Below are 19,246 nucleotides of genomic sequence, written 5' to 3' on the forward strand. Positions count from 1 at the left end.
CGGCGGCGTGGGTCGTCACGGTGGTCACTTGGGGGTGACCACCTTGTAGTTCTTGGGCACCTGCGCGTCGGGGCGGCGCAGATACAGCGGCCGGGGCTCCAGGAGCTCCTCGCCCGCGGCCAGCTTCTCGGCGGCGAGGGCGGCAAGCGCGGCGGCCGACACGTGCTCGGGGCCGCGCGCGTCCGCGAAGACGTCCGGGTAGAGCGTGGCGCCCGCGCCGACCGCGGGCACGCCCGCGACCTGCTCGGCGATGTCGGCGGGCCGGTCCACGGCGGGCCCGCTGACCCGGGTGCGGGCGTCGTCGTATCTCGCCCAGTAGACCTCCTTGCGCCGCGCGTCCGTGGCGACGACGAAGGGGCCCGAATCGATCCCGGAGGCGTACGCCAGGCCGTCGAGCGTGCACACCCCGTACACGGGCACGCCGAGCGCCAGGCCGAAGGTGTCGGCGGTCATCAGGCCCACCCGCAGCCCGGTGTAGGGGCCCGGGCCCACCCCGACGACCACGGCGGTGACCGCGTCGAGGCGCACCCCCGCGTCGGCCAGGACGCGGTCCACGGCGGGCAGCAGCAGCTCGCCGTGGCGTCGGGCGTCGACCTGACTCGACTCGGCGACGGTGCCGGTGGAGGCCGAGCCGTCGTGCAGAGCGACGGTCACGGCGGGGGTTGCGGTATCCAGAGCGAGCAAGAGCACGCGAACAGCCTACGGCTCCGACGCCCGGCGCACGGCCGCCCCGGCCCGGGGTGCGCCTGCTGCTACCGTCACTCCATAGCCATGCGTAGGCCGTACGTAGGAGAGGTGGCGCAGTGTCCAGGAGCAGCTCGGGATTCGTGGCCGGGCTCACCGCGGCGGCACTCGCCGCGGTCGGCTTCCTCGCCTACCAGGCCTCCGCGAGCGCGCCCGACGACCTGAACGCGCGCCCGGACAAGTCCCCCACGGCCCCCTCCCGCTCCCCCAAGGACAAGGGCGACCCGCTGGCCCTGCCCGACCGCTCGGGCTCCGGCAAGCGCGTCGTGTACGCCCTCGGCGAGGACCGGGTCTGGCTGGTCGGCGACTCCGGCAAGGCCAAGCGCACGTACAAGGTGACGCCGAGCACCGTCGACCCGACGCCCGGTTCGTACACGGTGACGTCCCGCGCGGGCCAGGTCACCGGTTCGGACGGGGCGCAGATCGAGCACGTCGTCATCTTCACGGTGGTCGACGGCATAGCGGTCGGGTTCAGTGCGGCGCTCAACGGCTCCACGGAGAAGCCGGACCCCGGCAAGAAGACCGGTGGCGTCCGCTCCTCGCGCGAGGACGGCAACGCGATGTGGGACTTCGCCATCATCGACACGAAGGTCGTCGTCGTCGCCTAGCGGGGCTCGGTCCTGGCGTGCGCTACGCCGCGTCGCGGCGGGTGTCCTCCACGGGGGCCGGGGCAGGGGCGCCTTGGTGCACCGGGGCGGCCGGAGGCGTGGAGACGGCGCTCGCGGCGGCGCACGACGCCAGCAGGGCGCTCATCGAGCAGCCGGAGGGCCGCGCCACGACCTCGTGCGGCGTGGGCCGCGCGTCACGTTCTGAAGCCGGCATGGACGCCTCCTGGGGCTTCGGGGGCAGACGTGGTTAGGTAGACCTAACCAGGACCGGTATCCATGTGACCACGCCCGGCGCCCGCCGCGCAACATCTTACCGACGGCTTGTCGGGAAATAAGGGCGCGCCGACACCGGATCGAGCCCGTTGACGGCGCGGCCCCGCCCCGGTCAGGCCGAAAGCACCGAGAGGTCCGCGTCCCGCCAGCGCGCGCCCACCCCGACGAGCGACACCTCGCGCACATCGTCCGCGGTGTCCCCCACACCCCGGTGGATCACGACGTGCAGCCGGTCCTCGGAGAGGTCCTCGACCTTGCCGTCGCCCCACTCCACGACGACCACCGAGTCCGGCAGGGACACGTCGAGGTCCAGGTCCTCCATCTCGTCGAGGCCGCCGCCCAGGCGGTACGCGTCCACGTGCACCAGGGGCGGCCCGTCCCCCAGGGACGGGTGGACGCGGGCGATGACGAACGTCGGCGAGGTGACGGCGCCCCGCACGCCGAGGCCCGCGCCGAGCCCCCGCGTCAGCGTCGTCTTGCCCGCGCCGAGCTCGCCCGTGAGCATGACGAGGTCGCCGGGGCGCAGGATCTTGGCCAGGCGGCGGCCCAACTCGCCCATCCGCTCCGGGGAGTCGACGGTGATCTCGAGGGAGGTGGCCGGGGCCGCGGGGCTGTGCGGTGCTTCCATGCGTCCCAACGGTAGCCGCTGTGCGCGGGTGCGCCGTCAGCCGCCGGAGGCCGGGGGCGCCGCCGCGTCCGGCACCGCGCCCGCGCGCACCAGGAGGTCGGCGAGGCGGTCCGTCACCACCTCCGGGTGCTCCAGCATCACCAGGTGGCCCGAGTCCGGGACCAGGACGAGCTCGGCGTCCGGCAGCGACACGGCGATGGCCTCGCTGTGCTCGCTGGGCGTGACCAGGTCCTTGTCGCCCGCGAGCACGAGGACCGGCAGCTCGGCGAAGTGCTTGAGGGCGTCCGCCTTGTCGTGCTCGCCGAACGCCGGGTAGAACTCGGCGACCACGTCGATCGGCGTGGACTCGATCATCCGCTCGGCGAAGCGCGCGATGGCCGGATCCACGTCCTTCGACGAGAACGAGTACCGCTTGATGACGCCCGCGAACAGGTCCGCCGTGGCCCGCCGCCCCTTCTCGACGAGCTCGGCCTGGGAGCCGAGCGCCTTCAGGAGGCCGGGCAGGACGCGCCGCACCGCGTTCACCCCCGCCACGGGAAGGCCGTAGTTGACCTGGCCGAGCCGGCCGGACGAGGTGCCGACCAGGGCGACGCCCACGACCCGCTCGCGGATCAGGTCGGGGAACTGGTCGGCGAGCGCCATCGTCGTCATGCCGCCCATCGAGTGCCCGACGAGCACCAGCGGCCCCTCGGGCGCCGCCGCGTCGATGACGGCCTTCAGGTCCCGGCCCAGCTGGTCGATGGAGACCGGCTCGCCGTCGCGCCGCTGGGCCACGCCGCGGCCCGAGCGGGCGTGGCTGCGCTGGTCCCAGTACACGCCGCGCACCACGCCGCGCAGCGCGGCGCGCTGGAAGTGCCAGGAGTCCTGGCTGAGGCAGTAGCCGTGGCTGAAGACGACGGTGACGGGCGCGGGCGCCTTGCGCCCGAAGAGCCTGCGCCTGCGCGGCGCCTGCGCGGCCCCCGGCTCGGCCTCGTCGATCTCGTACGCGAGTTCCGTGCCGTCCTCGGCGTACGCCGTGCCGGGCGTGCCGCGCAGCGAGCCGTACGGGCCCGCCGCGTCCAGGGCGAGGCGGGCCTTCTTGCGCATGCCCCGGCCGACGGTGAGCCGCTCGATGGCGACCCCCGCGGCGGCGCCCGCGGCGACGACCCCTATGGCGGCGCCCGCGATCCCGGCCCGCCGCCAGCTCGTCGGCGCGCCCGGATCCGTCGCGTCCGCCAGCGCCTCGGCCACCTTCACGGCGGCCGCCCCCGTGCTGCCCTCGCCCACGTGCCGCTCCTTCTCAGTCTCGGTCCCGACCCGCGTCCTACCCCGGCCCGCTCACTCGGCACCCGCTACGGGACGCCCGTCCCGCTACTCGGCGCCGGGCCGTCCGGTCCGTTCCTCCGGGTCGGGCCGTTCGTTCACATAGACGCGCGGGACGCGGGAACCGATGCGGGTCACGATCTCGTACGCGATGGTGCCCGCCGCGCGTGCCCAGTCCTCCGCGGTCGGCTCGCCCCGGTCGCCGGGGCCGAAGAGCAGCGCCTCCGCGCCCACCTCCGGCTCGTCGCCGCCGAGGTCGACCACGAACTGGTCCATCGCGATCCGGCCCGCCACCGTCCGCCACTTGCCGCCCACGAGGACCGGGCCCGTGCCGGAGGCGTGCCGGGGCACGCCGTCGCCGTACCCCGCGGGGACCAGGCCGAGCGTCGTCGCGCCCGGGGTCGTGTAGTGGTGCCCGTAGCTCACGCCGTGCCCCTCGGGGGCGTGCTTCACATGGGCGAGGGCCGCGGCGACCGTCATCACCGGGCGCAGCCCGAAGTCCTGCGGGACGCCGATCTCGGGGCTCGGCGAGACGCCGTACATCGCGATGCCGGGGCGCACCAGGTCGAAGTGGGTCTCCGGGAGCGTGAGCGTCGCCGGGGAGTTCGCTATGTGCCGCACCTCGGGGCGGACGCCCCGGGCCTCGGCGGCCGCGACCATCTCGCGGAAGACGCCGAGCTGCGCGGCGATCGAGGGGTGGCCCGGCTCGTCGGCGCACGCGAAGTGCGACCACAGGCCGGTGACCTTGACCAGGCCTTCCGCCTCGGCGGCCAGCGCCGCGCCGATCAGCTCCGGCCAGTCGGCGGGCATGCAGCCGTTGCGCCCGAGCCCCGTGTCGGCCTTGAGCTGGACGCGCGCCGTGCGGCCCGCGGCGCGCGCCGCGGCGGCGACCTCCGCCAGCGCCCCCACATGGCTCACGGACACGTCGATGTCCGCCTCGACGGCCTCCCGCCAGGGGCTGCCCGGTGTCCACAGCCAGCACATGACCCGGCCGCCGATCCCGGCCGCCCGCAGCTGAAGGGCCTCCTCCGGGGTGGCGGTGCCCACCCAGGCGGCGCCCGCCTCGACCGCGGCCCGCGCGCACGGCACCATGCCGTGCCCGTACGCGTCCGCCTTCACCACGGCCATGAACGCGGCGCCGGGCGCGTGCGCGCGCAGCGTCCGTACGTTGGCCCTCAGGGCGGCGAGGTCGATCTCCGCGCGCACGCGCGGCAGTGCTGTCTCAGTCATCGTCGAACAGTCTCTCAGAGGGGTCGCCCCGGCCGGTGGGCAGCATCCGGCGAAAGGTACGGGTACACACCGGTATGCCCGCCTTCGGGTCAGGCCCGCACGTCGCGCCACGCCAACGGAATCGCCTCCGCCACGTCCTGCGCGCCCACCGGGGCGCCGTCCGCCGCGAGCCGCCCCGCGAGGCCGTGCAGGAACGCGCCCGCCGCGCCCGCGTCCCGCGCCCCGAGGCCCGCCGCGAGCAGCGCCCCCGCGAGGCCCGACAGGACGTCCCCGCTGCCCGCGGTGGCCAGCCACGCGGTGCCGGTCGGATTGACCCGCACCGCGCCGCCGCCGGGGTCCGCGACCAGCGTGGTGGAGCCCTTGAGCAGCACCGTGGCCCCGTACCGCCGCGCCAGTTCGCGCGCCGCGTCCAGGCGGGCCTGTTCGACCTCCGCCCGGGCCACGCCAAGGAGCGCGGCCGCCTCGCCCGCGTGCGGGGTCAGGAGCGTGGGCGCGGCCCGCCCGCGCACCGCCGCCGCGTCGGCGAGCCGCAGCCCGTCGGCGTCGATGAGCACCGGTACGTCCGCGGCGACCACGTCCCGCATCCGCTCGCCGCCGCCGTCACCGGTGCCGTCCCCGAGCCCCGGCCCGGCCACCCAGGCCTGCACGCGCCCCGCCCTGGCCGGGGCCCCCGCGGAGACCAGGGCCTCCGGGAAGCGGGCGATGACGGCGTCGGCGGCGGGCCCCACGTACCGCACCGCCCCCGCGCCGCCGCGCAGCGCCCCGGCGACCGCGAGGACGGCCGCGCCCGGGTAGCGGGCGGACCCGGCGACGACGCCGACGACGCCCCGCCGGTACTTGTCGCTGTCCGCGCCGGGCAGCGGAAGGAGCCGCGCCACGTCCGCGTACTGGAAGGCCTCCACCGCGGCCTCCACCGCGTCCTCCACCCCGGCCTCGCGCGCGGCGAGTTCGGGGCCGAGCCCGATGTCGACGAGCCGCACCGCACCGGCGTGCTCCCGGCCGGGGTCCACGAGCAGGCCCGGCTTGTACGCCCCGAACGTCACCGTCACGTCCGCGCGCACCGCCGCGCCCCGCACCTCGCCGGTGTCGGCGTCGATCCCGCTCGGCAGGTCGACGGCGACGACCGGGGCGCCGGACTCCTCGGCGGCGCGGGCGAGTTCGGCGGCGCGGGGCCGCAGGCCGCCCTTGCCGCCGATGCCGACGATCCCGTCGACGACGAGGTCGGCCCGGGCCACGGCCACCAGCGCGGCGTCCGCACCAGGAGCGCCAGAAGCGCCAGAGGCCCCCGGAGCACCGGCAGCGCCCGCCGACGCCCCGTCAACCACCGTGCCCCCGGCCGCCCGCAGCGCCGCGAGCCCGCCCCCGTGCGCCCGCTCCGGCGCGAGCAGCACCGCCGTCACGCCCGCGCCCCGCCGCGCGAGGCGGGCCCCGGCGTACAGCGCGTCGCCGCCGTTGTCCCCGCTGCCCACCAGGAGCGCCACCCGCGCCCCGTACACCTTGCCGAGCAGCTGCCCGCAGGCCACGGCGAGGCCCGCGGCCGCCCGCTGCATCAGCGCTCCCTCGGGAACGCGCGCCATCAGCGCGCGCTCGGCCGCCCGTACGTCCTCCACGCGGTACGCAGTACGCATCCCCCAAGTCTCCCGCACCGCCCCCGCCCCGGCAGCACGGCCCTTCAGGCGTGCTACCCCTCCGCGATGACCACGGCGGACGCCACGCCCGCGTCATGGCTCAGGGACACGTGCCACCCCCGCACCCCGAGCGCCTCCGCGCGGGCCGCCACCGTCCCCGACACCCGAAGCCGCGGCTGGCCGGTCTCCTCCACGTACACCTCGGCGTCGGTCCAGCGCAGCCCCGACGGCGCGCCAAGGGCCTTCGCCAGCGCCTCCTTCGCCGCGAACCGGGCCGCCAGCGACGCCACCCCGCGCCGCTCCCCGCTCGGCAGCGACAACTCCCGCTCCACGAAGAGCCGTTCCCGCAGCCCCGGAGTCCGCTTCAGCGACGCCGCGAACCGGTCGATCTCGGCCACATCGATACCCACGCCAATAATCACCCCGGCAGCGTACGGCGTGGGCGCCGGGGGGCACCGGAGATCGGCCTGCGGCCTCGTCCTCAAACGCCGGACGGGCTGGATCCCTTCGGCCTGGGCTCGATCGCCGGGTGCGGAGTGTTTCAGCCCGTCCGGCGTTTGAGGACGAGCCGCGCAGCGGCGATTACCCCCGCCCAGCACAGCGCAGCGTGACGTACCCCACCCGCGCCTCCGTTCAAACAGCCGTAACAATGGACTGTGATCTCTTCGGTCTCCTCGCCGCCACGGAGCGCCCACCGGCACAAGCCGGAGGCGACCCCCTACGTCGACCTCACCCGCGCCGAGTGGAGCGCGCTGCGCGACAAGACGCCGCTGCCCCTGAGCGCCGCGGAGGTCGAGAAGCTCCGCGGCCTCGGTGACGTCATCGACCTCGACGAGGTCCGCGACATCTATCTGCCGCTTTCGCGGCTCCTCAACCTGTACGTGGGCGCCACCGACGGCCTGCGCGGCGCCCTGAACACCTTCCTCGGCGACACCGGCGAGAAGGCCTCGCAGTCCGGCACGCCCTTCGTCATAGGGGTCGCGGGCTCCGTCGCCGTCGGCAAGTCCACCGTCGCCCGGCTGCTCCAGGCCCTGCTTTCGCGCTGGCCCGAGCACCCGCGCGTCGAGCTGGTCACCACCGACGGCTTCCTGCTGCCCACCAAGGAGCTGGAAGCGCGCGGCCTGATGTCCCGCAAGGGCTTCCCCGAGTCGTACGACCGAAGGGCCCTGACCCGCTTCGTCGCCGACATCAAGGCGGGCAAGGACGAGGTCACCGCGCCCGTCTACTCCCACCTGATCTACGACATCGTGCCCGGCCAGCGGCTCACCGTGCGCCGCCCCGACATCCTCATCGTCGAGGGCCTGAACGTCCTGCAGCCCGCCCTGCCCGGCAAGGACGGCCGCACCCGCGTCGGCCTCGCCGACTACTTCGACTTCAGCGTGTACGTCGACGCCCGCGCCGAGGACATCGAGCGCTGGTACCTGAACCGGTTCCGCAAGCTGCGCGAGACCGCCTTCCAGAACCCGTCCTCGTACTTCCGCAAGTACACCCAGGTCTCCGAGGACGAGGCGCTCGACTACGCGCGCACCACCTGGCGCACCATCAACAAGCTGAACCTGGTGGAGAACGTGGCGCCCACGCGCGGCCGCGCCACCCTCATCATCCGCAAGGGCCCCGACCACAAGGTGAGCCGCCTCAGCCTGCGCAAACTCTGAGGCGCCCCGTCAGCGGGGCGTTAAGGTGCGAGCATGCTCCATCTGCGCCTGATCACCCCGGCGGACAGGACCGACGCCGTGGTGAAGCTCATCGAGAGAACACCCGGCACCACGCACCTCGCCGTGGTGTCGGGCGCCGCCCGCAACCCCGAGGGCGACATCGTCATGTGCGACGTCGCCCGGGAGGCGGGCGACGAACTGCTCGGCGGCCTGCGCGCCCTGGAGATCGACAAGCACGGCTCGATCGCCCTGGAGAACATCGACCTGTCGCTGTCCCTGCGCGCCGACAAGGCCGAGGACGAGGCGCCGGGCGAGGGCGCGGACGCCGTCCTGTGGGAGCACCTGGCGGACGCCACGCACGAGGAGTCCACGCTCTCCGTCACCTACGTCGCCTTCATCACGCTCGCCACGATGATCGCCGCCTGCGGCGTGGTCCTCGACAACGCGATCCTCATCGTGGGCGCGATGGCGGTGGGCCCGGAGTTCGGCCCGCTCGCCGGGTTCTGCACGGCGCTCGTCCAGCGCGCCCCGCGCCTCGCGCTGCGGTCCCTGATCGCGCTCGTGGCGGGCTTCGCCGTCGCCATGGTGGTGACGGTGGGCTTCAGCTTCTTCATGGACGCGGTGGACCTGTTCCACGAGTCGTCCCTGCGGGCCGAGCGGCCCAACACCAACTTCATCTACCGGCCCGACTGGTTCTCCTTCGTCGTGGCCGTCCTCGCGGGCGCGGCGGGCACCCTGTCGCTGACGTCGGCGAAGTCGGGGGCGCTCGTCGGGGTCGCGATCTCGGTGACGACGGTCCCGGCGGCGGCGAACGCCGCGGTCGCCTTCAGCTACGACGAGTACCGCCAGGCCTGGGGCTCCACCGAGCAGCTCCTGCTCAACCTGCTCGGGATCGTCCTCGCCGGTACGCTCACGCTGCTCGTCCAGAAGCTGCTCTGGGCACGGCAGCGCGAGCGCACCGCGAAGAAGCTCGGCCTCTCCTAGCCGGGCGGGCCGCTAGCCGAGCGCGGACTTCACCACGTCGGCCAGGCGCCCGGCCACCGCGCGGGCCTGCTCGATGTCGGCGGCCTCCACCATCACGCGCACCAGCGGCTCGGTGCCGGAGGAGCGCAGCAGCACCCGTCCGGTCTCGCCCAGCTGCCGCTCGGCGTCGACGACGGCGGCGGCCAGCTCCGGCGATGTCGTCACCCGGGACTTGTCCACGTCGGGCACGTTGATCAGGACCTGCGGCAGCCGCTCCATGACGGCGGCCAGGTCCTTGAGGCTGCGGCCGGTCTCGGCGACGCGGGCCGCGAGCAGCAGACCGGTCAGCGTGCCATCGCCGGTCGTGGCGTGGTCCAGGACGATGACGTGCCCGGACTGCTCGCCGCCGAGGGCGTAGCCGCTGGCCTTCATCTCCTCCAGGACGTACCGGTCGCCGACGGCGGTCTGCACGAGCTTCAGGCCCTCGCGCTCCATGGCGAGCTTGAAGCCGAGGTTCGACATGACGGTGGCGACGACGGTGTCGCGGCGCAGCACCCCGCGCTCCCGCATGCCGAGCGCGAGCACGGCGAGGATCTGGTCCCCGTCGATCTCCGCGCCCGTGTGGTCCACGGCGAGGCAGCGGTCGGCGTCGCCGTCGTGCGCGATGCCGAGGTCGGCGCCGTGCTCGACGACGGCGGCCTGGAGCTGCTCCAGGTGCGTGGAGCCGCAGCCGTCGTTGATGTTCAGACCGTCGGGGGCCGCGCCGATGGTGACGATCTCGGCACCCGCGCGCGAGAACGCCTCCGGCGACACCCGGGCGGCGGCGCCGTGCGCCTCGTCCAGGACGATCCTCATCCCGTCGAGCCGGTTCGGCAGGACCCCGATGAGGTGCGCGACGTACTGGTCGAGCCCCTGGTCGTACGAGGTGACGCGGCCGACACCGGCACCGGTGGGCCGCTGCCAGGGAGCGCCGGTGCGGTGCTCGTCGTAGACGGACTCGATCCGGTCCTCCAGCTCGTCGGCGAGCTTGTGGCCGCCGCGGGCGAAGAACTTGATGCCGTTGTCCGGCATGGCGTTGTGGCTGGCGGACAGCATCACGCCGAGGTCGGCGCCCAGCGCACCGGTGAGATGGGCCACCGCGGGGGTGGGCAGCACACCGACGCGCAGGACGTCCACGCCCGCGCTTGCCAGACCCGCGACGACCGCGGCCTCCAGGAACTCTCCGGACGCGCGGGGATCACGCCCAACCACCGCTGTCGGGCGATGGCCCTCGAAGGTGCCCGCTTCGGCGAGCACATGCGCCGCGGCGACCGAGAGACCGAGCGCGAGCTCAGCCGTCAGGTCCGCGTTGGCGACACCGCGCACGCCGTCCGTGCCGAAGAGTCGTCCCACTGCTGTCCTCCGAACATTCCGACATTCCGAGCTTCCACCCCGTATCGGCCGGGGCGCTGATAGACGAAACGCCCCGGCAGCACACAGGGTGCCGCCGGGGCGTTCGTGAAGTACTAGCAGGCAGCGACGATTAGCGCTTGCTGTACTGCGGGGCCTTGCGGGCCTTCTTCAGACCGGCCTTCTTGCGCTCGACCGCACGGTCGTCGCGCTTGAGGAAGCCGGCCTTCTTGAGGGCGCCGCGGTTGTTGTCCACGTCGGCCTCGTTCAGGGCACGGGCCACGCCGAGGCGCAGGGCACCGGCCTGGCCGGAGACGCCGCCACCCGAGATGCGGGCGACCACGTCGTAGCGGCCCTCGAGCTCGAGAACCTTGAACGGCTCGTTGACTTCCTGCTGGTGCACCTTGTTGGGGAAGTAGTCCTCAAGGGTGCGACCGTTGATCTTCCACTTGCCGGTGCCCGGAACGATCCGGACGCGGGCGATGGCGTTCTTGCGACGGCCCAGGCCGGCGGCCGGCTGCGGGTCGCCGAAGCGCGCGGCGTTCGACTCCGAGGTGTACTCGCCCTCGACGGGCACCTCGGACTCGGTGGTGTAGTGCTCGATGTCGACGGTCTCGTCGATCGGCTGCTCAGCGGTGGTCTCGGCCACGATGATCCTCAGATTCTCTTCGTCTTAGGGGGTGGCCGGAACTACTGCGCGACCTGGGTGATCTCGAACGGCTGCGGCTGCTGCGCGCCGTGCGGGTGCTGGTCACCCTTGTAGACCTTCAGCTTCGAGAGCATCTGACGGCCCAGCGAGTTCTTGGGGAGCATGCCCTTGATGGCCTTCTCCACGGCCTTCTCGGGGTTCTTCTCAAGCAGCTCGTCGTAGCGGACCGAGCGGAGGCCGCCCGGGTAGCCCGAGTGGCGGTAGGCCATCTTCTGGGTCTTCTTGTTGCCGGAGAGGTGAACCTTCTCGGCGTTGATGATGATGACGAAGTCGCCCATGTCCATGTGGGGGGCGTAAATCGGCTTGTGCTTGCCCCGCAGGAGGGTGGCGGCAGTGGTCGCCAGGCGTCCCAGGACGACGTCCTGGGCGTCAATGACGTGCCACTGGCGGGTGACATCGCCGGGCTTGGGGCTGTACGTACGCACGGTTCGTAGCCTTCGCTTCTTCAGAGGTGGGTCTCCCCTACGATCCCGGGGACCGGGGGGAGGGGTCCTGACAAGGCCACCTCGGACGATGGACGACAGCCTTGGTGGACATCGGCGACGCAACCTAGTCCTACCGCTGGTCATCGGCCCGGTGGGCCGGTGCAAGGGCCCCTCACGTGAGTTTGAGAAGGCCAATACACATAACGAACAGGCAGAATACCGGCCCTACCCCGGACGGGTCAAAACGACCCCTGAAGACCCCCCTCTCCCCACCCTCTGCGGGCCCCCCTCTCCCTCCCCCCCGCGGGCGGCTGACCGGCCGCGCACAGTGCCGGAACACCACCCCCGCGAGCACGCAGAGCGACACCGCGTCCTTGAAGGCCCGCCGCACCCCCGCCTCCACCCCCACCCACGCGAACCCCGGCACCTGCGGCACCAGCGCCACCCAGAACCCGGCCCCCCGCGCCACGGCCCCCGCCTCGAAGGCCCCCGCGAGCACCAGCGGCAGCACGACCAGCAGATAGTGGTCGTAGGAGGGCCGGGACACGAGGAACGCGGCCAGCATCAGCGCCACCGCCGTGTCCACGACCCGCCCCGGCCCCGCGTCCCCGCGCCCCCACCGCCGCCACGCACACCACACCCCGGCCGCCGCCCCCGCCCCGGCGACCAGCGCGGCCGCCCCCGACGGCACCCCGAGCCGCGGCAGGACCGCCGCGGGAGAGGCCTCATAGAGCCGTACGAAGCTGTCGCCCCCACGCAGCAAAAACGGCAGCGTCCGCGTGCAGAACCCCGCGGGATCCGGCAGCGCGAGCGCCGCGAGCAGGGACACCGCCACCGGCACCCCCACGGCCACCCCGAGCGCCCGCCACCGCCGGGCGAAGACGAAGAGGAGCAGGACGGGCACCAGGAGCGGCTTCACGGCCACGGCGACCCCGAGGACCACACCCGCCCGCTCCCACCGCCCCCGGCACGCGCACAGCAGCGCCAGCGGCAGCGCGAGGGCCGACGCCACCGTCCAGTTCCCCAGCTCCACCAGGTGCCCGAAGGGCGCGAACCCCATGGCCAGCCCCAGCAGACCAAGAACCGCGAACCGGCTCCGCCAGGACACCCCATAGATACGCAAGGCACAGCCCCAGCCGCCTGCGAGCGCCCCCGTCACCCCCACCGGCACCAGGACCCGCACCACCGGCTGCGGCAGCAGCGCCTGCGGCGCCGCCGCGATGACGGCCCCCGGCAGATACAGGAAGTGCCGGTCGGCGTACGGCGAGCGCCCCTCCAGCCACGCCCCGGCCGCCCGCGCCACGATCCCGTTGTCCATGCCCCCGTCCGGCACCCGGACCGCCACCCTCAGCGCCACCGCCCCCAGGACCACCCCGAGCACCGCCCACGCCTGCCACCCTGCGGGCCGCAGCCACCAGCCCACGCCATCGGAAACACCCGTTTTGCCCGCTTCCATGCGGCTCAGGCTAGGGCGAGAACCCCCCACGACCCCGGCTCAACATCCCCGTGCCCCCGTCTAAGATGCCGCCCATGAGCTTTGGGCAAGGGGGACCTCAGTGGGGTCCGGGGGGCTCTCAGACCCCCGACTGGGCGGCACTGGCCGAGGCCTCCGAGAAGCGGGCCCGGCGCCGCAAATGGCTCCTGATGGGCGGCGGCGCCCTCGCCACCGTCGGCGTCGCGGCGGCCGTGGCCATCGCGGTCGTCTCCGCGAACGGCGACGACGCCAGCGCCTCCGACAAGCCCGCGAGCGAGCTGCCCTCGTCCCCGGACATCCCCGGCGCCTCCACCGCGCCCGAGCCGTCCTTCGAGGCCACTACTCCCCCGCCACCGCCGGACCCGAAGGACTACGTCTCCAGCGCCGACAAGGACAAGGCACCCCTGAGCGCCGCGCTCCTCTTCCCCGGCACCAAGCTGACCTCCGGCGACAAGATCTACAAGAAGGGCCGCACCGACGACACCAAACGGTGCGCCTCGGTCGCCCAGCCGGTCCTCGGCAAGGTCCTGACCAGGAACGAGTGCACCAAGCTGATGCGCGTCAGCTACGCCCGCCAGGGCATCGCGGTCACCGTCGGCGTCGCCGTCTTCGACACCGAGACCCAGGCCGCCCGCGCCACCAAGCAGGCCGACAAGGGCCTGGTCACCTCGCTGTCCGGCAAGGGCGTCGGCACCTTCTGCCGCACCGCCGTCTGCCGCGGCACGTACAACACGTACGGCCGCTACGCGTACTTCACGACGACCGGCTTCCTGAACGGCAAGGACGTCACGACGAAGGACCGCAAGGCCTACGCGGTCGGCGACGACCTCGCCCGCTTCGCCTTCAACCAGATCAACCGCCGCGGCGAGGCGCAGGCGTCGGCCGCCGCCAACAACCCTGACTAGAACGAACGCTCTATCCAGAGCTCAGCAACATCCGGCCGACGGCAGCGACCGCTTGTTGCGCGCCTCCACGCTGCGCGCCGCCAGCAGCTCGTCGGCCGGGTAGCCGACCTCCTCCAGCGTGAGCCCGTGCGGCCGCACCACATGCACCGCCGAGTCCCGCACACCCGCCGCGAGGACCTTGCCCGGCCAGTCCGGCGTCCGGTGCCCGTCGCCCACGAACAGCATGGCCCCCACCAGGGACCGCACCATGTTGTGACAGAAGGCGTCCGCCCGCACGGTGGCCTCCAGAACCCCGTCCGCCCGCCGCTCCCACCGCAGCTCCTGCAAGGTGCGAATGGTCGTCGCACCCTCACGCCGCTTGCAGTACGCGGCGAAGTCGTGCTCCCCGAGCAGCGCCCGCGCGGCCTCGTTCATGGCGTCCATGTCGAGCGCCCAGTCGTGCCACAGCACATGGCCGCGCAGCAGCGGGTCGACGCCGCCGAGGTGGTCGGTCACGCGGTACGCGTACCGCCGCCAGATCGCCGAGAACCGCGCGTTGAACCCGGCGGGAGCCTCCTCGGCCCGCCAGATCCGCACGTCCTGCGGCAGCCGCCCGGCGAGCCGCCGCAGCAGCTTCTCCCGGTGCTCGTCCCACACGCCCTCCGGCAGATCGACGTGCGCGACCTGCCCCCTGGCGTGCACCCCGCTGTCGGTCCTCCCGGCCACGGTCAGCTCGTACGTCTCCCGCGACCGCGTCACCGTCCGCAGGGCGTCCTCGATCTCCCCCTGGACGGTCCGCTGCCCCTCGCGCTGCTTGGCCCACCCGGAGAAGTCCCGGCCGTCGTACGACAGGTCCAACCGCACCCGGACGAACCCGGGCTCCACCTCATCACTCACCCGTGGATCCTCTCAGACAACACAAAAGCGGGCCCGCCCCACAGGGGGCGGGCCCGCGACGCCCGGAAGGGGCGCGGGGAACTGCGCGACCAGCCACGACGGAGCCGCAGCCGACGACGCGCAGTCCCCGGCAGAACGCTTACGCGTCCTTCGACTCCTCGGCAGCCTCGTCGCCCTTGGTCGTGTCGACCTTGGCCTCGGAAACCTCGGCGTCCTTAGCGGCGCGCTTCGTCGCCGCCTCGGCCTCACCGGTGGCCTGCTGGGCCACGGTCAGGGCCTCCACCAGCTCGATGACGGCCATGGGCGCGTTGTCGCCACGGCGGTTACCGATCTTGGTGATACGGGTGTAGCCACCCGGGCGGTTCTCGTAGCGCGGGCCGATCTCGGCGAAGAGCGTGTGGACGACGCTCTTGTCCGTGATGACCTGAAGCACCTGACGGCGGTTGTGAAGGTCACCCTTCTTCGCCTTGGTGACCAGACGCTCCGCGTACGGGCGCAGGCGACGGGCCTTGGCCTCGGTCGTCGTGATGCGGCCGTGCTCGAAGAGATCCTTGGCGAGGTTCGCCAGCATCAGCTTCTCGTGCGCGGCACCGCCACCCAGACGGGCACCCTTGGTGGGCTTCGGCATGGTGTTTCTCCTTGTGATCTGCCCCGGCCGTATCAGGTACCGGGGTCAGCGGTACCGCGCCCCATAAGGGGCGCGGGGAACTGCGCGACCAGCCGAAGCCGGCCCGCAGCCAAAATCAAACCGTCGGGCCCGAGCCCTTAGTACTGCTCGGTCTCGACGAACCCGGCGTCCGCGTCGTCATCGGCGCCAAAGGCGTCCGCGGCGGCGGTCGGGTCGAATCCGGGCGGGCTGTCCTTGAGGGCCAGACCCATCCCGTTGAGCTTCATCTTGACCTCGTCGATGGACTTCGCACCGAAGTTGCGAATGTCGAGGAGGTCGGCCTCGGAGCGGGCGACGAGCTCACCCACGGAGTGGATGCCCTCGCGCTTGAGGCAGTTGTACGACCGAACGGTGAGCTCCAGCTCCTCGATCGGCAGCGCCAGATCGGCGGCGAGCGCGGCGTCCGTCGGGGACGGACCCATGTCGATGCCCTCGGCGTCGATGTTCAGCTCGCGGGCGAGACCGAACAGCTCGACCAGGGTCTTGCCGGCGGACGCCATGGCGTCACGCGGGCGCATGGCCTGCTTGGTCTCGACGTCGACGATCAGCTTGTCGAAGTCGGTGCGCTGCTCGACACGCGTGGCCTCGACCTTGTACGTGACCTTCAGCACCGGCGAGTAGATGGAGTCGACCGGGATGCGGCCGATCTCCTGGCCGACCTGCTTGTTCTGCACGGCGGAGACATAGCCGCGACCGCGCTCGACGGTCAGCTCCATCTCCAGCTTGCCCTTGCCGTTGAGCGTGGCGAGGACGAGGTCGGGGTTGTGCACCTCGACACCGGCCGGGGGCGCGATGTCGGCGGCGGTGACCAGACCCGGGCCCTGCTTGCGCAGGTACATCACGACCGGCTCGTCGTGCTCCGAGGAGACGACCAGCTGCTTGATGTTGAGGATCAGGTCGGTGACGTCCTCCTTGACGCCCGGCACGGTGGTGAACTCGTGCAGCACGCCGTCGATGCGGATGGACGTGACCGCCGCACCCGGGATCGAGGACAGGAGGGTCCGGCGCAGAGAGTTGCCGAGGGTGTAACCGAAGCCCGGCTCCAGCGGCTCGATGACGAACCGGGAGCGGAACTCGTCGACGACCTCTTCGGTCAACGAGGGACGCTGAGCGATCAGCATGTAGTGCTTCCTTCAAGTCGTGGGCACCCGCTATTTGATGCCCGACTGGTACTACAAGGGTACGGGCGGTACGGCCCGAAGGAGCCGTACCGCCCGGAAACCACAGACAAGCAGCCGTACGTCAGACGCGGCGGCGCTTGGGCGGACGGCAGCCGTTGTGCGGCGTGGGCGTCACGTCCTGGATCGAGCCGACCTCAAGGCCGGTCGCCTGCAGCGAACGGATGGCGGTCTCGCGACCGGAACCCGGACCCTTGACGAAGACGTCGACCTTGCGCATGCCGTGCTCCTGCGCGCGACGGGCAGCCGACTCGGCGGCCATCTGCGCGGCGAACGGCGTGGACTTGCGCGAGCCCTTGAAGCCGACGTGGCCGGCGGAGGCCCAGGAGATCACGTTGCCGGTCGGGTCCGTGATGGACACGATCGTGTTGTTGAACGTGCTCTTGATGTGCGCGTGGCCGTGAGCGACGTTCTTCTTTTCCTTGCGGCGCACCTTCTTGGCAGCGCCCTGACGACCCTTGGGGGGCATCTATAACTCCTACGGGAGGTGGTCGGTCCTGCAGCGTCAGCTGTCGATAGACCGCTGAGCGAGGACTACTTCTTGCCCGGCTTCTTCTTACCGGCGATGGCGCGACGCGGGCCCTTGCGGGTGCGGGCGTTCGTGCTGGTGCGCTGACCGCGGACGGGCAGGCCACGACGGTGACGAAGACCCTGGTAGCAGCCGATCTCGACCTTGCGGCGGATGTCGGCCTGGATCTCGCGACGGAGGTCACCCTCGGTCTTGATGTTGGCGTCCACGTACTCGCGGATCTTGACGAGGTCTTCCTCGGTCAGGTCGCGAACACGGGTGTTGCGGTCCACCTCGGTGGCGTCCAGCGTCTGCTGGGCCAGCGTGCGGCCGATGCCGAACACGTAGGTGAGGGCGACCTCGATGCGCTTTTCGCGCGGGAGGTCAACGCCTTCAACGCGTGCCATTCATGGCTCCTGTTGATTCTTCGGAGGTCTTCAGCAGAACCACTCCCAGGTGCCGTACTAGGTACATCCTGGGTCCCCGGCCTCCGACCGGGGGTGTCGCCCTCCACTACCAAAGGAACTGAAGAGGGACGGGTGCTGCGTATATGTACTTACGTGCGTCGCGCGAAAATCTGCGAACTGCAGTCGTGCGTCAGCCCTGGCGCTGCTTGTGGCGCGGGTTGTCGCAAATGATCATGACCCGGCCGTGACGGCGGATCACCCTGCACTTGTCGCAGATCTTCTTGACGCTCGGCTTGACCTTCATGGGTGTGAGGTTCTCCGGGTCAGTGCCACCACCCCGCGGGAGCGGGATGCGGGCAAGATCTACTTGTACCGGTAGACGATCCGGCCACGCGTCAGGTCGTACGGAGAGAGCTCCACCACGACCCGGTCGTCAGGGAGGATGCGGATGTAGTGCATGCGCATCTTGCCGCTGATGTGTGCCAGGACCTGGTGGCCGTTCTGGAGCTCGACCTTGAACATAGCGTTCGGAAGAGACTCGACGACAGTGCCCTCGATCTCGATGGCACCTTGCTTCTTGGCCACGCTTCGCCCTTCGAATCGACTACCTTGATCGGCTCCACACGCACACGCAGACATGCGAATGCACGAGAGCCGACGCGTCAGTCTACGTCAGTGCACTCAGAAAGACGAATCGAGGATGAATGCCCCGGGCTGAAGATCCTTAAGCCCTACGGCCTTCCGAGCGCCCCCGACGGCTCAGCCGAGCGGGTCCGGCGCGGCCTCGACCCCGTACTCGGCGAGCTTCGCCTTGCCGCCGTCCGGCGCGGTGAGCACCAGCGGGCCCCGCTCGGTCAGGGCGACGGAGTGCTCCCAGTGCGAGGACCAGGTGCCGTCGGCGGTGACGACCGTCCAGTCGTCCTCGAGGACCTCGGTCTTCGCGGTGCCGAGGGACACCATCGGCTCGATCGCCAGGCAGAAGCCGGGCACCAGCTTCGGGCCCCGGCCCCGGCGCCGCTCGACGTAGTTCAGCAGGTGCGGGTCCATGTGCATCTCGGTGCCGATGCCGTGGCCGCCGTAGTCCTCGATGATCCCGTACTTGCCGGAGGCGGGCCGGGGCTGGCGGCGGATGTACGTCTCGATGGCGCGGGAGACGTCGACGAGGCGGTTGCCCTGCTTCATGGCCGCGATCCCGGCCCACATCGACTCCTCGGTCACCCGGGAGAGCTCAATCAGCTCCGGAGCGTGACCACTGCCCACGAACGCCGTGAACGCGGCGTCACCGTGCCAGCCGTCGATGATGGCGCCGGCGTCGATGGAGATGATGTCGCCGTCCTGCAGGACGACGTCGTCGCTCGGGATGCCGTGCACGACGACCTCGTTCTTCGAGGTGCAGATGGTCGCGGGGAAGCCGCCGTACCCGAGGAAGTTCGACTTGGCGCCGTGCTCGGCCAGCACCTTGCGCGCCACGTCGTCCAGGTCCTTGGTGGTCGCGCCCGGCACGGCCGCGGCACGCGTGGCCTTGTGCATGGCGGCGACGACGAGTCCCGCCGCACGCATCGTGGCGATCTGCTCGGGAGTCTTGATCTGCGCCATGGGGCTTCCGCTCTCCGTCTTCGTACAACCGTTGTGCACTCAACACACTACGGCCGCGGCGCCCAGGACGGGCACCGCGGC

The 19,246-nt window shown here is 72.1% G+C and carries 23 protein-coding genes; 4 read left to right on the forward strand and 19 right to left on the reverse strand.

Annotation, left to right across the window (positions count from 1 at the left end; translation table 11 throughout):
* Nucleotides 1–24 precede the first annotated feature (24 nt).
* The gene (tsaB, locus tag AC07A4_RS03505) at nt 25–690 is read right to left on the reverse strand and encodes a tRNA (adenosine(37)-N6)-threonylcarbamoyltransferase complex dimerization subunit type 1 TsaB (protein WP_478592295.1); all 666 of its coding nucleotides are present in this window, start codon (nt 688–690) and stop codon (nt 25–27) included.
* Nucleotides 691–803: 113 nt separating this feature from the next.
* On the opposite strand from tsaB, the gene AC07A4_RS03510 reads away from it, so the two are divergent.
* On the forward strand, nt 804–1,352 hold the full coding sequence (locus AC07A4_RS03510) for a hypothetical protein (RefSeq protein WP_478592298.1): 549 nt from the start codon (nt 804–806) through the stop codon (nt 1,350–1,352).
* 22 nt (nt 1,353–1,374) lie between these two features.
* On the opposite strand, the gene AC07A4_RS03515 is transcribed toward AC07A4_RS03510, so the two are convergent.
* The 6 genes from AC07A4_RS03515 to AC07A4_RS03540 all read right to left on the reverse strand — a co-directional run bounded on the left by AC07A4_RS03515 (nt 1,375) and on the right by AC07A4_RS03540 (nt 6,835).
* Nucleotides 1,375–1,566, reverse strand: coding sequence for a hypothetical protein (locus tag AC07A4_RS03515; protein ID WP_478592301.1), 192 nt, complete (start codon nt 1,564–1,566; stop codon nt 1,375–1,377).
* Nucleotides 1,567–1,737: 171 nt separating this feature from the next.
* Nucleotides 1,738–2,253, reverse strand: coding sequence for a tRNA (adenosine(37)-N6)-threonylcarbamoyltransferase complex ATPase subunit type 1 TsaE (gene tsaE, locus AC07A4_RS03520; protein WP_478592304.1), 516 nt, complete (start codon nt 2,251–2,253; stop codon nt 1,738–1,740).
* Nucleotides 2,254–2,289: 36 nt separating this feature from the next.
* The gene (locus AC07A4_RS03525) at nt 2,290–3,519 is read right to left on the reverse strand and encodes an alpha/beta fold hydrolase (RefSeq protein ID WP_478592307.1); all 1,230 of its coding nucleotides are present in this window, start codon (nt 3,517–3,519) and stop codon (nt 2,290–2,292) included.
* An 84-nt stretch (nt 3,520–3,603) separates the two neighbouring features.
* Nucleotides 3,604–4,785: an alanine racemase gene (gene alr, locus AC07A4_RS03530; RefSeq protein ID WP_478592310.1), complete on the reverse strand. Its 1,182-nt coding sequence runs from the start codon at nt 4,783–4,785 to the stop codon at nt 3,604–3,606.
* An 89-nt stretch (nt 4,786–4,874) separates the two neighbouring features.
* Nucleotides 4,875–6,413, reverse strand: a complete 1,539-nt coding sequence (locus AC07A4_RS03535; protein ID WP_478592313.1) for an NAD(P)H-hydrate dehydratase — start codon at nt 6,411–6,413, stop codon at nt 4,875–4,877.
* 53 nt (nt 6,414–6,466) lie between these two features.
* Nucleotides 6,467–6,835 carry a holo-ACP synthase gene (locus AC07A4_RS03540; RefSeq protein WP_478592316.1) on the reverse strand — a complete coding sequence of 123 codons (369 nt, stop codon included), beginning with the start codon at nt 6,833–6,835 and terminating at the stop codon, nt 6,467–6,469.
* Nucleotides 6,836–7,069: 234 nt separating this feature from the next.
* Here AC07A4_RS03540 and coaA point away from each other — a divergent pair, with 234 nt between their 5' ends.
* Nucleotides 7,070–8,068 (forward strand): type I pantothenate kinase, encoded by a 999-nt coding sequence (gene coaA, locus AC07A4_RS03545; RefSeq protein WP_478592319.1) that lies wholly within the window; start codon nt 7,070–7,072, stop codon nt 8,066–8,068.
* Between the two features lie 33 nt (nt 8,069–8,101).
* Nucleotides 8,102–9,052 carry a DUF389 domain-containing protein gene (locus tag AC07A4_RS03550; RefSeq protein WP_478592321.1) on the forward strand — a complete coding sequence of 317 codons (951 nt, stop codon included), beginning with the start codon at nt 8,102–8,104 and terminating at the stop codon, nt 9,050–9,052.
* Nucleotides 9,053–9,064: 12 nt separating this feature from the next.
* On the opposite strand, the gene glmM is transcribed toward AC07A4_RS03550, so the two are convergent.
* The 4 genes from glmM to AC07A4_RS03570 form a co-directional block, all read right to left on the reverse strand.
* Nucleotides 9,065–10,423 carry a phosphoglucosamine mutase gene (gene glmM, locus AC07A4_RS03555; protein ID WP_478592324.1) on the reverse strand — a complete coding sequence of 453 codons (1,359 nt, stop codon included), beginning with the start codon at nt 10,421–10,423 and terminating at the stop codon, nt 9,065–9,067.
* Between the two features lie 130 nt (nt 10,424–10,553).
* A complete protein-coding gene (gene rpsI, locus AC07A4_RS03560; protein ID WP_478592327.1) occupies nt 10,554–11,069 on the reverse strand; it encodes a 30S ribosomal protein S9 in 516 nt (171 codons plus the stop codon).
* Between the two features lie 41 nt (nt 11,070–11,110).
* The gene (gene rplM / locus AC07A4_RS03565) at nt 11,111–11,554 is read right to left on the reverse strand and encodes a 50S ribosomal protein L13 (protein WP_144320469.1); all 444 of its coding nucleotides are present in this window, start codon (nt 11,552–11,554) and stop codon (nt 11,111–11,113) included.
* 172 nt (nt 11,555–11,726) lie between these two features.
* On the reverse strand, nt 11,727–13,010 hold the full coding sequence (locus tag AC07A4_RS03570; protein ID WP_478592329.1) for a glycosyltransferase 87 family protein: 1,284 nt from the start codon (nt 13,008–13,010) through the stop codon (nt 11,727–11,729).
* Nucleotides 13,011–13,084: 74 nt separating this feature from the next.
* Between AC07A4_RS03570 and AC07A4_RS03575 the strand changes: the two genes are divergently transcribed.
* Nucleotides 13,085–13,933 (forward strand): hypothetical protein, encoded by an 849-nt coding sequence (locus tag AC07A4_RS03575; protein ID WP_478592331.1) that lies wholly within the window; start codon nt 13,085–13,087, stop codon nt 13,931–13,933.
* Nucleotides 13,934–13,954: 21 nt separating this feature from the next.
* On the opposite strand, the gene truA is transcribed toward AC07A4_RS03575, so the two are convergent.
* The 8 genes from truA to map all read right to left on the reverse strand — a co-directional run bounded on the left by truA (nt 13,955) and on the right by map (nt 19,165).
* Nucleotides 13,955–14,809, reverse strand: a complete 855-nt coding sequence (gene truA / locus AC07A4_RS03580; RefSeq protein ID WP_478592334.1) for a tRNA pseudouridine(38-40) synthase TruA — start codon at nt 14,807–14,809, stop codon at nt 13,955–13,957.
* Between the two features lie 139 nt (nt 14,810–14,948).
* The gene (gene rplQ / locus AC07A4_RS03585; RefSeq protein ID WP_478592336.1) at nt 14,949–15,437 is read right to left on the reverse strand and encodes a 50S ribosomal protein L17; all 489 of its coding nucleotides are present in this window, start codon (nt 15,435–15,437) and stop codon (nt 14,949–14,951) included.
* A gap of 137 nt (nt 15,438–15,574) precedes the next feature.
* Nucleotides 15,575–16,597: a DNA-directed RNA polymerase subunit alpha gene (locus AC07A4_RS03590; RefSeq protein ID WP_016645160.1), complete on the reverse strand. Its 1,023-nt coding sequence runs from the start codon at nt 16,595–16,597 to the stop codon at nt 15,575–15,577.
* Between the two features lie 121 nt (nt 16,598–16,718).
* The gene (gene rpsK, locus AC07A4_RS03595) at nt 16,719–17,123 is read right to left on the reverse strand and encodes a 30S ribosomal protein S11 (protein WP_003948617.1); all 405 of its coding nucleotides are present in this window, start codon (nt 17,121–17,123) and stop codon (nt 16,719–16,721) included.
* 65 nt (nt 17,124–17,188) lie between these two features.
* Nucleotides 17,189–17,569: a 30S ribosomal protein S13 gene (gene rpsM / locus AC07A4_RS03600; protein ID WP_030782528.1), complete on the reverse strand. Its 381-nt coding sequence runs from the start codon at nt 17,567–17,569 to the stop codon at nt 17,189–17,191.
* 190 nt (nt 17,570–17,759) lie between these two features.
* Nucleotides 17,760–17,873 (reverse strand): 50S ribosomal protein L36, encoded by a 114-nt coding sequence (gene rpmJ, locus AC07A4_RS03605; protein ID WP_003948619.1) that lies wholly within the window; start codon nt 17,871–17,873, stop codon nt 17,760–17,762.
* A 59-nt stretch (nt 17,874–17,932) separates the two neighbouring features.
* Nucleotides 17,933–18,154, reverse strand: coding sequence for a translation initiation factor IF-1 (gene infA, locus AC07A4_RS03610; protein ID WP_003948620.1), 222 nt, complete (start codon nt 18,152–18,154; stop codon nt 17,933–17,935).
* Nucleotides 18,155–18,328: 174 nt separating this feature from the next.
* Nucleotides 18,329–19,165: a type I methionyl aminopeptidase gene (gene map / locus AC07A4_RS03615; protein ID WP_478592340.1), complete on the reverse strand. Its 837-nt coding sequence runs from the start codon at nt 19,163–19,165 to the stop codon at nt 18,329–18,331.
* Nucleotides 19,166–19,246 lie beyond the last annotated feature (81 nt).

It is taken from the genome of Streptomyces sp. NPDC043996, from assembly GCF_056435225.1.

Bases quoted from the DNA above. Each gene is read 5' to 3' on its own strand.
- AC07A4_RS03515 (WP_478592301.1), bottom strand. From the start codon at position 1,566: ATGCCGGCTTCAGAACGTGACGCGCGGCCCACGCCGCACGAGGTCGTG.
- tsaE (WP_478592304.1), bottom strand. From the start codon at position 2,253: ATGGAAGCACCGCACAGCCCCGCGGCCCCGGCCACCTCCCTCGAGATC.
- alr (WP_478592310.1), bottom strand. From the start codon at position 4,785: ATGACTGAGACAGCACTGCCGCGCGTGCGCGCGGAGATCGACCTCGCC.
- AC07A4_RS03535 (WP_478592313.1), bottom strand. From the start codon at position 6,413: ATGCGTACTGCGTACCGCGTGGAGGACGTACGGGCGGCCGAGCGCGCG.
- AC07A4_RS03550 (WP_478592321.1), top strand. From the start codon at position 8,102: ATGCTCCATCTGCGCCTGATCACCCCGGCGGACAGGACCGACGCCGTG.
- AC07A4_RS03570 (WP_478592329.1), bottom strand. From the start codon at position 13,010: ATGGAAGCGGGCAAAACGGGTGTTTCCGATGGCGTGGGCTGGTGGCTG.
- AC07A4_RS03575 (WP_478592331.1), top strand. From the start codon at position 13,085: ATGAGCTTTGGGCAAGGGGGACCTCAGTGGGGTCCGGGGGGCTCTCAG.
- rplQ (WP_478592336.1), bottom strand. From the start codon at position 15,437: ATGCCGAAGCCCACCAAGGGTGCCCGTCTGGGTGGCGGTGCCGCGCAC.
- AC07A4_RS03590 (WP_016645160.1), bottom strand. From the start codon at position 16,597: ATGCTGATCGCTCAGCGTCCCTCGTTGACCGAAGAGGTCGTCGACGAG.
- rpsK (WP_003948617.1), bottom strand. From the start codon at position 17,123: ATGCCCCCCAAGGGTCGTCAGGGCGCTGCCAAGAAGGTGCGCCGCAAG.
- rpsM (WP_030782528.1), bottom strand. From the start codon at position 17,569: ATGGCACGCGTTGAAGGCGTTGACCTCCCGCGCGAAAAGCGCATCGAG.
- rpmJ (WP_003948619.1), bottom strand. From the start codon at position 17,873: ATGAAGGTCAAGCCGAGCGTCAAGAAGATCTGCGACAAGTGCAGGGTG.
- map (WP_478592340.1), bottom strand. From the start codon at position 19,165: ATGGCGCAGATCAAGACTCCCGAGCAGATCGCCACGATGCGTGCGGCG.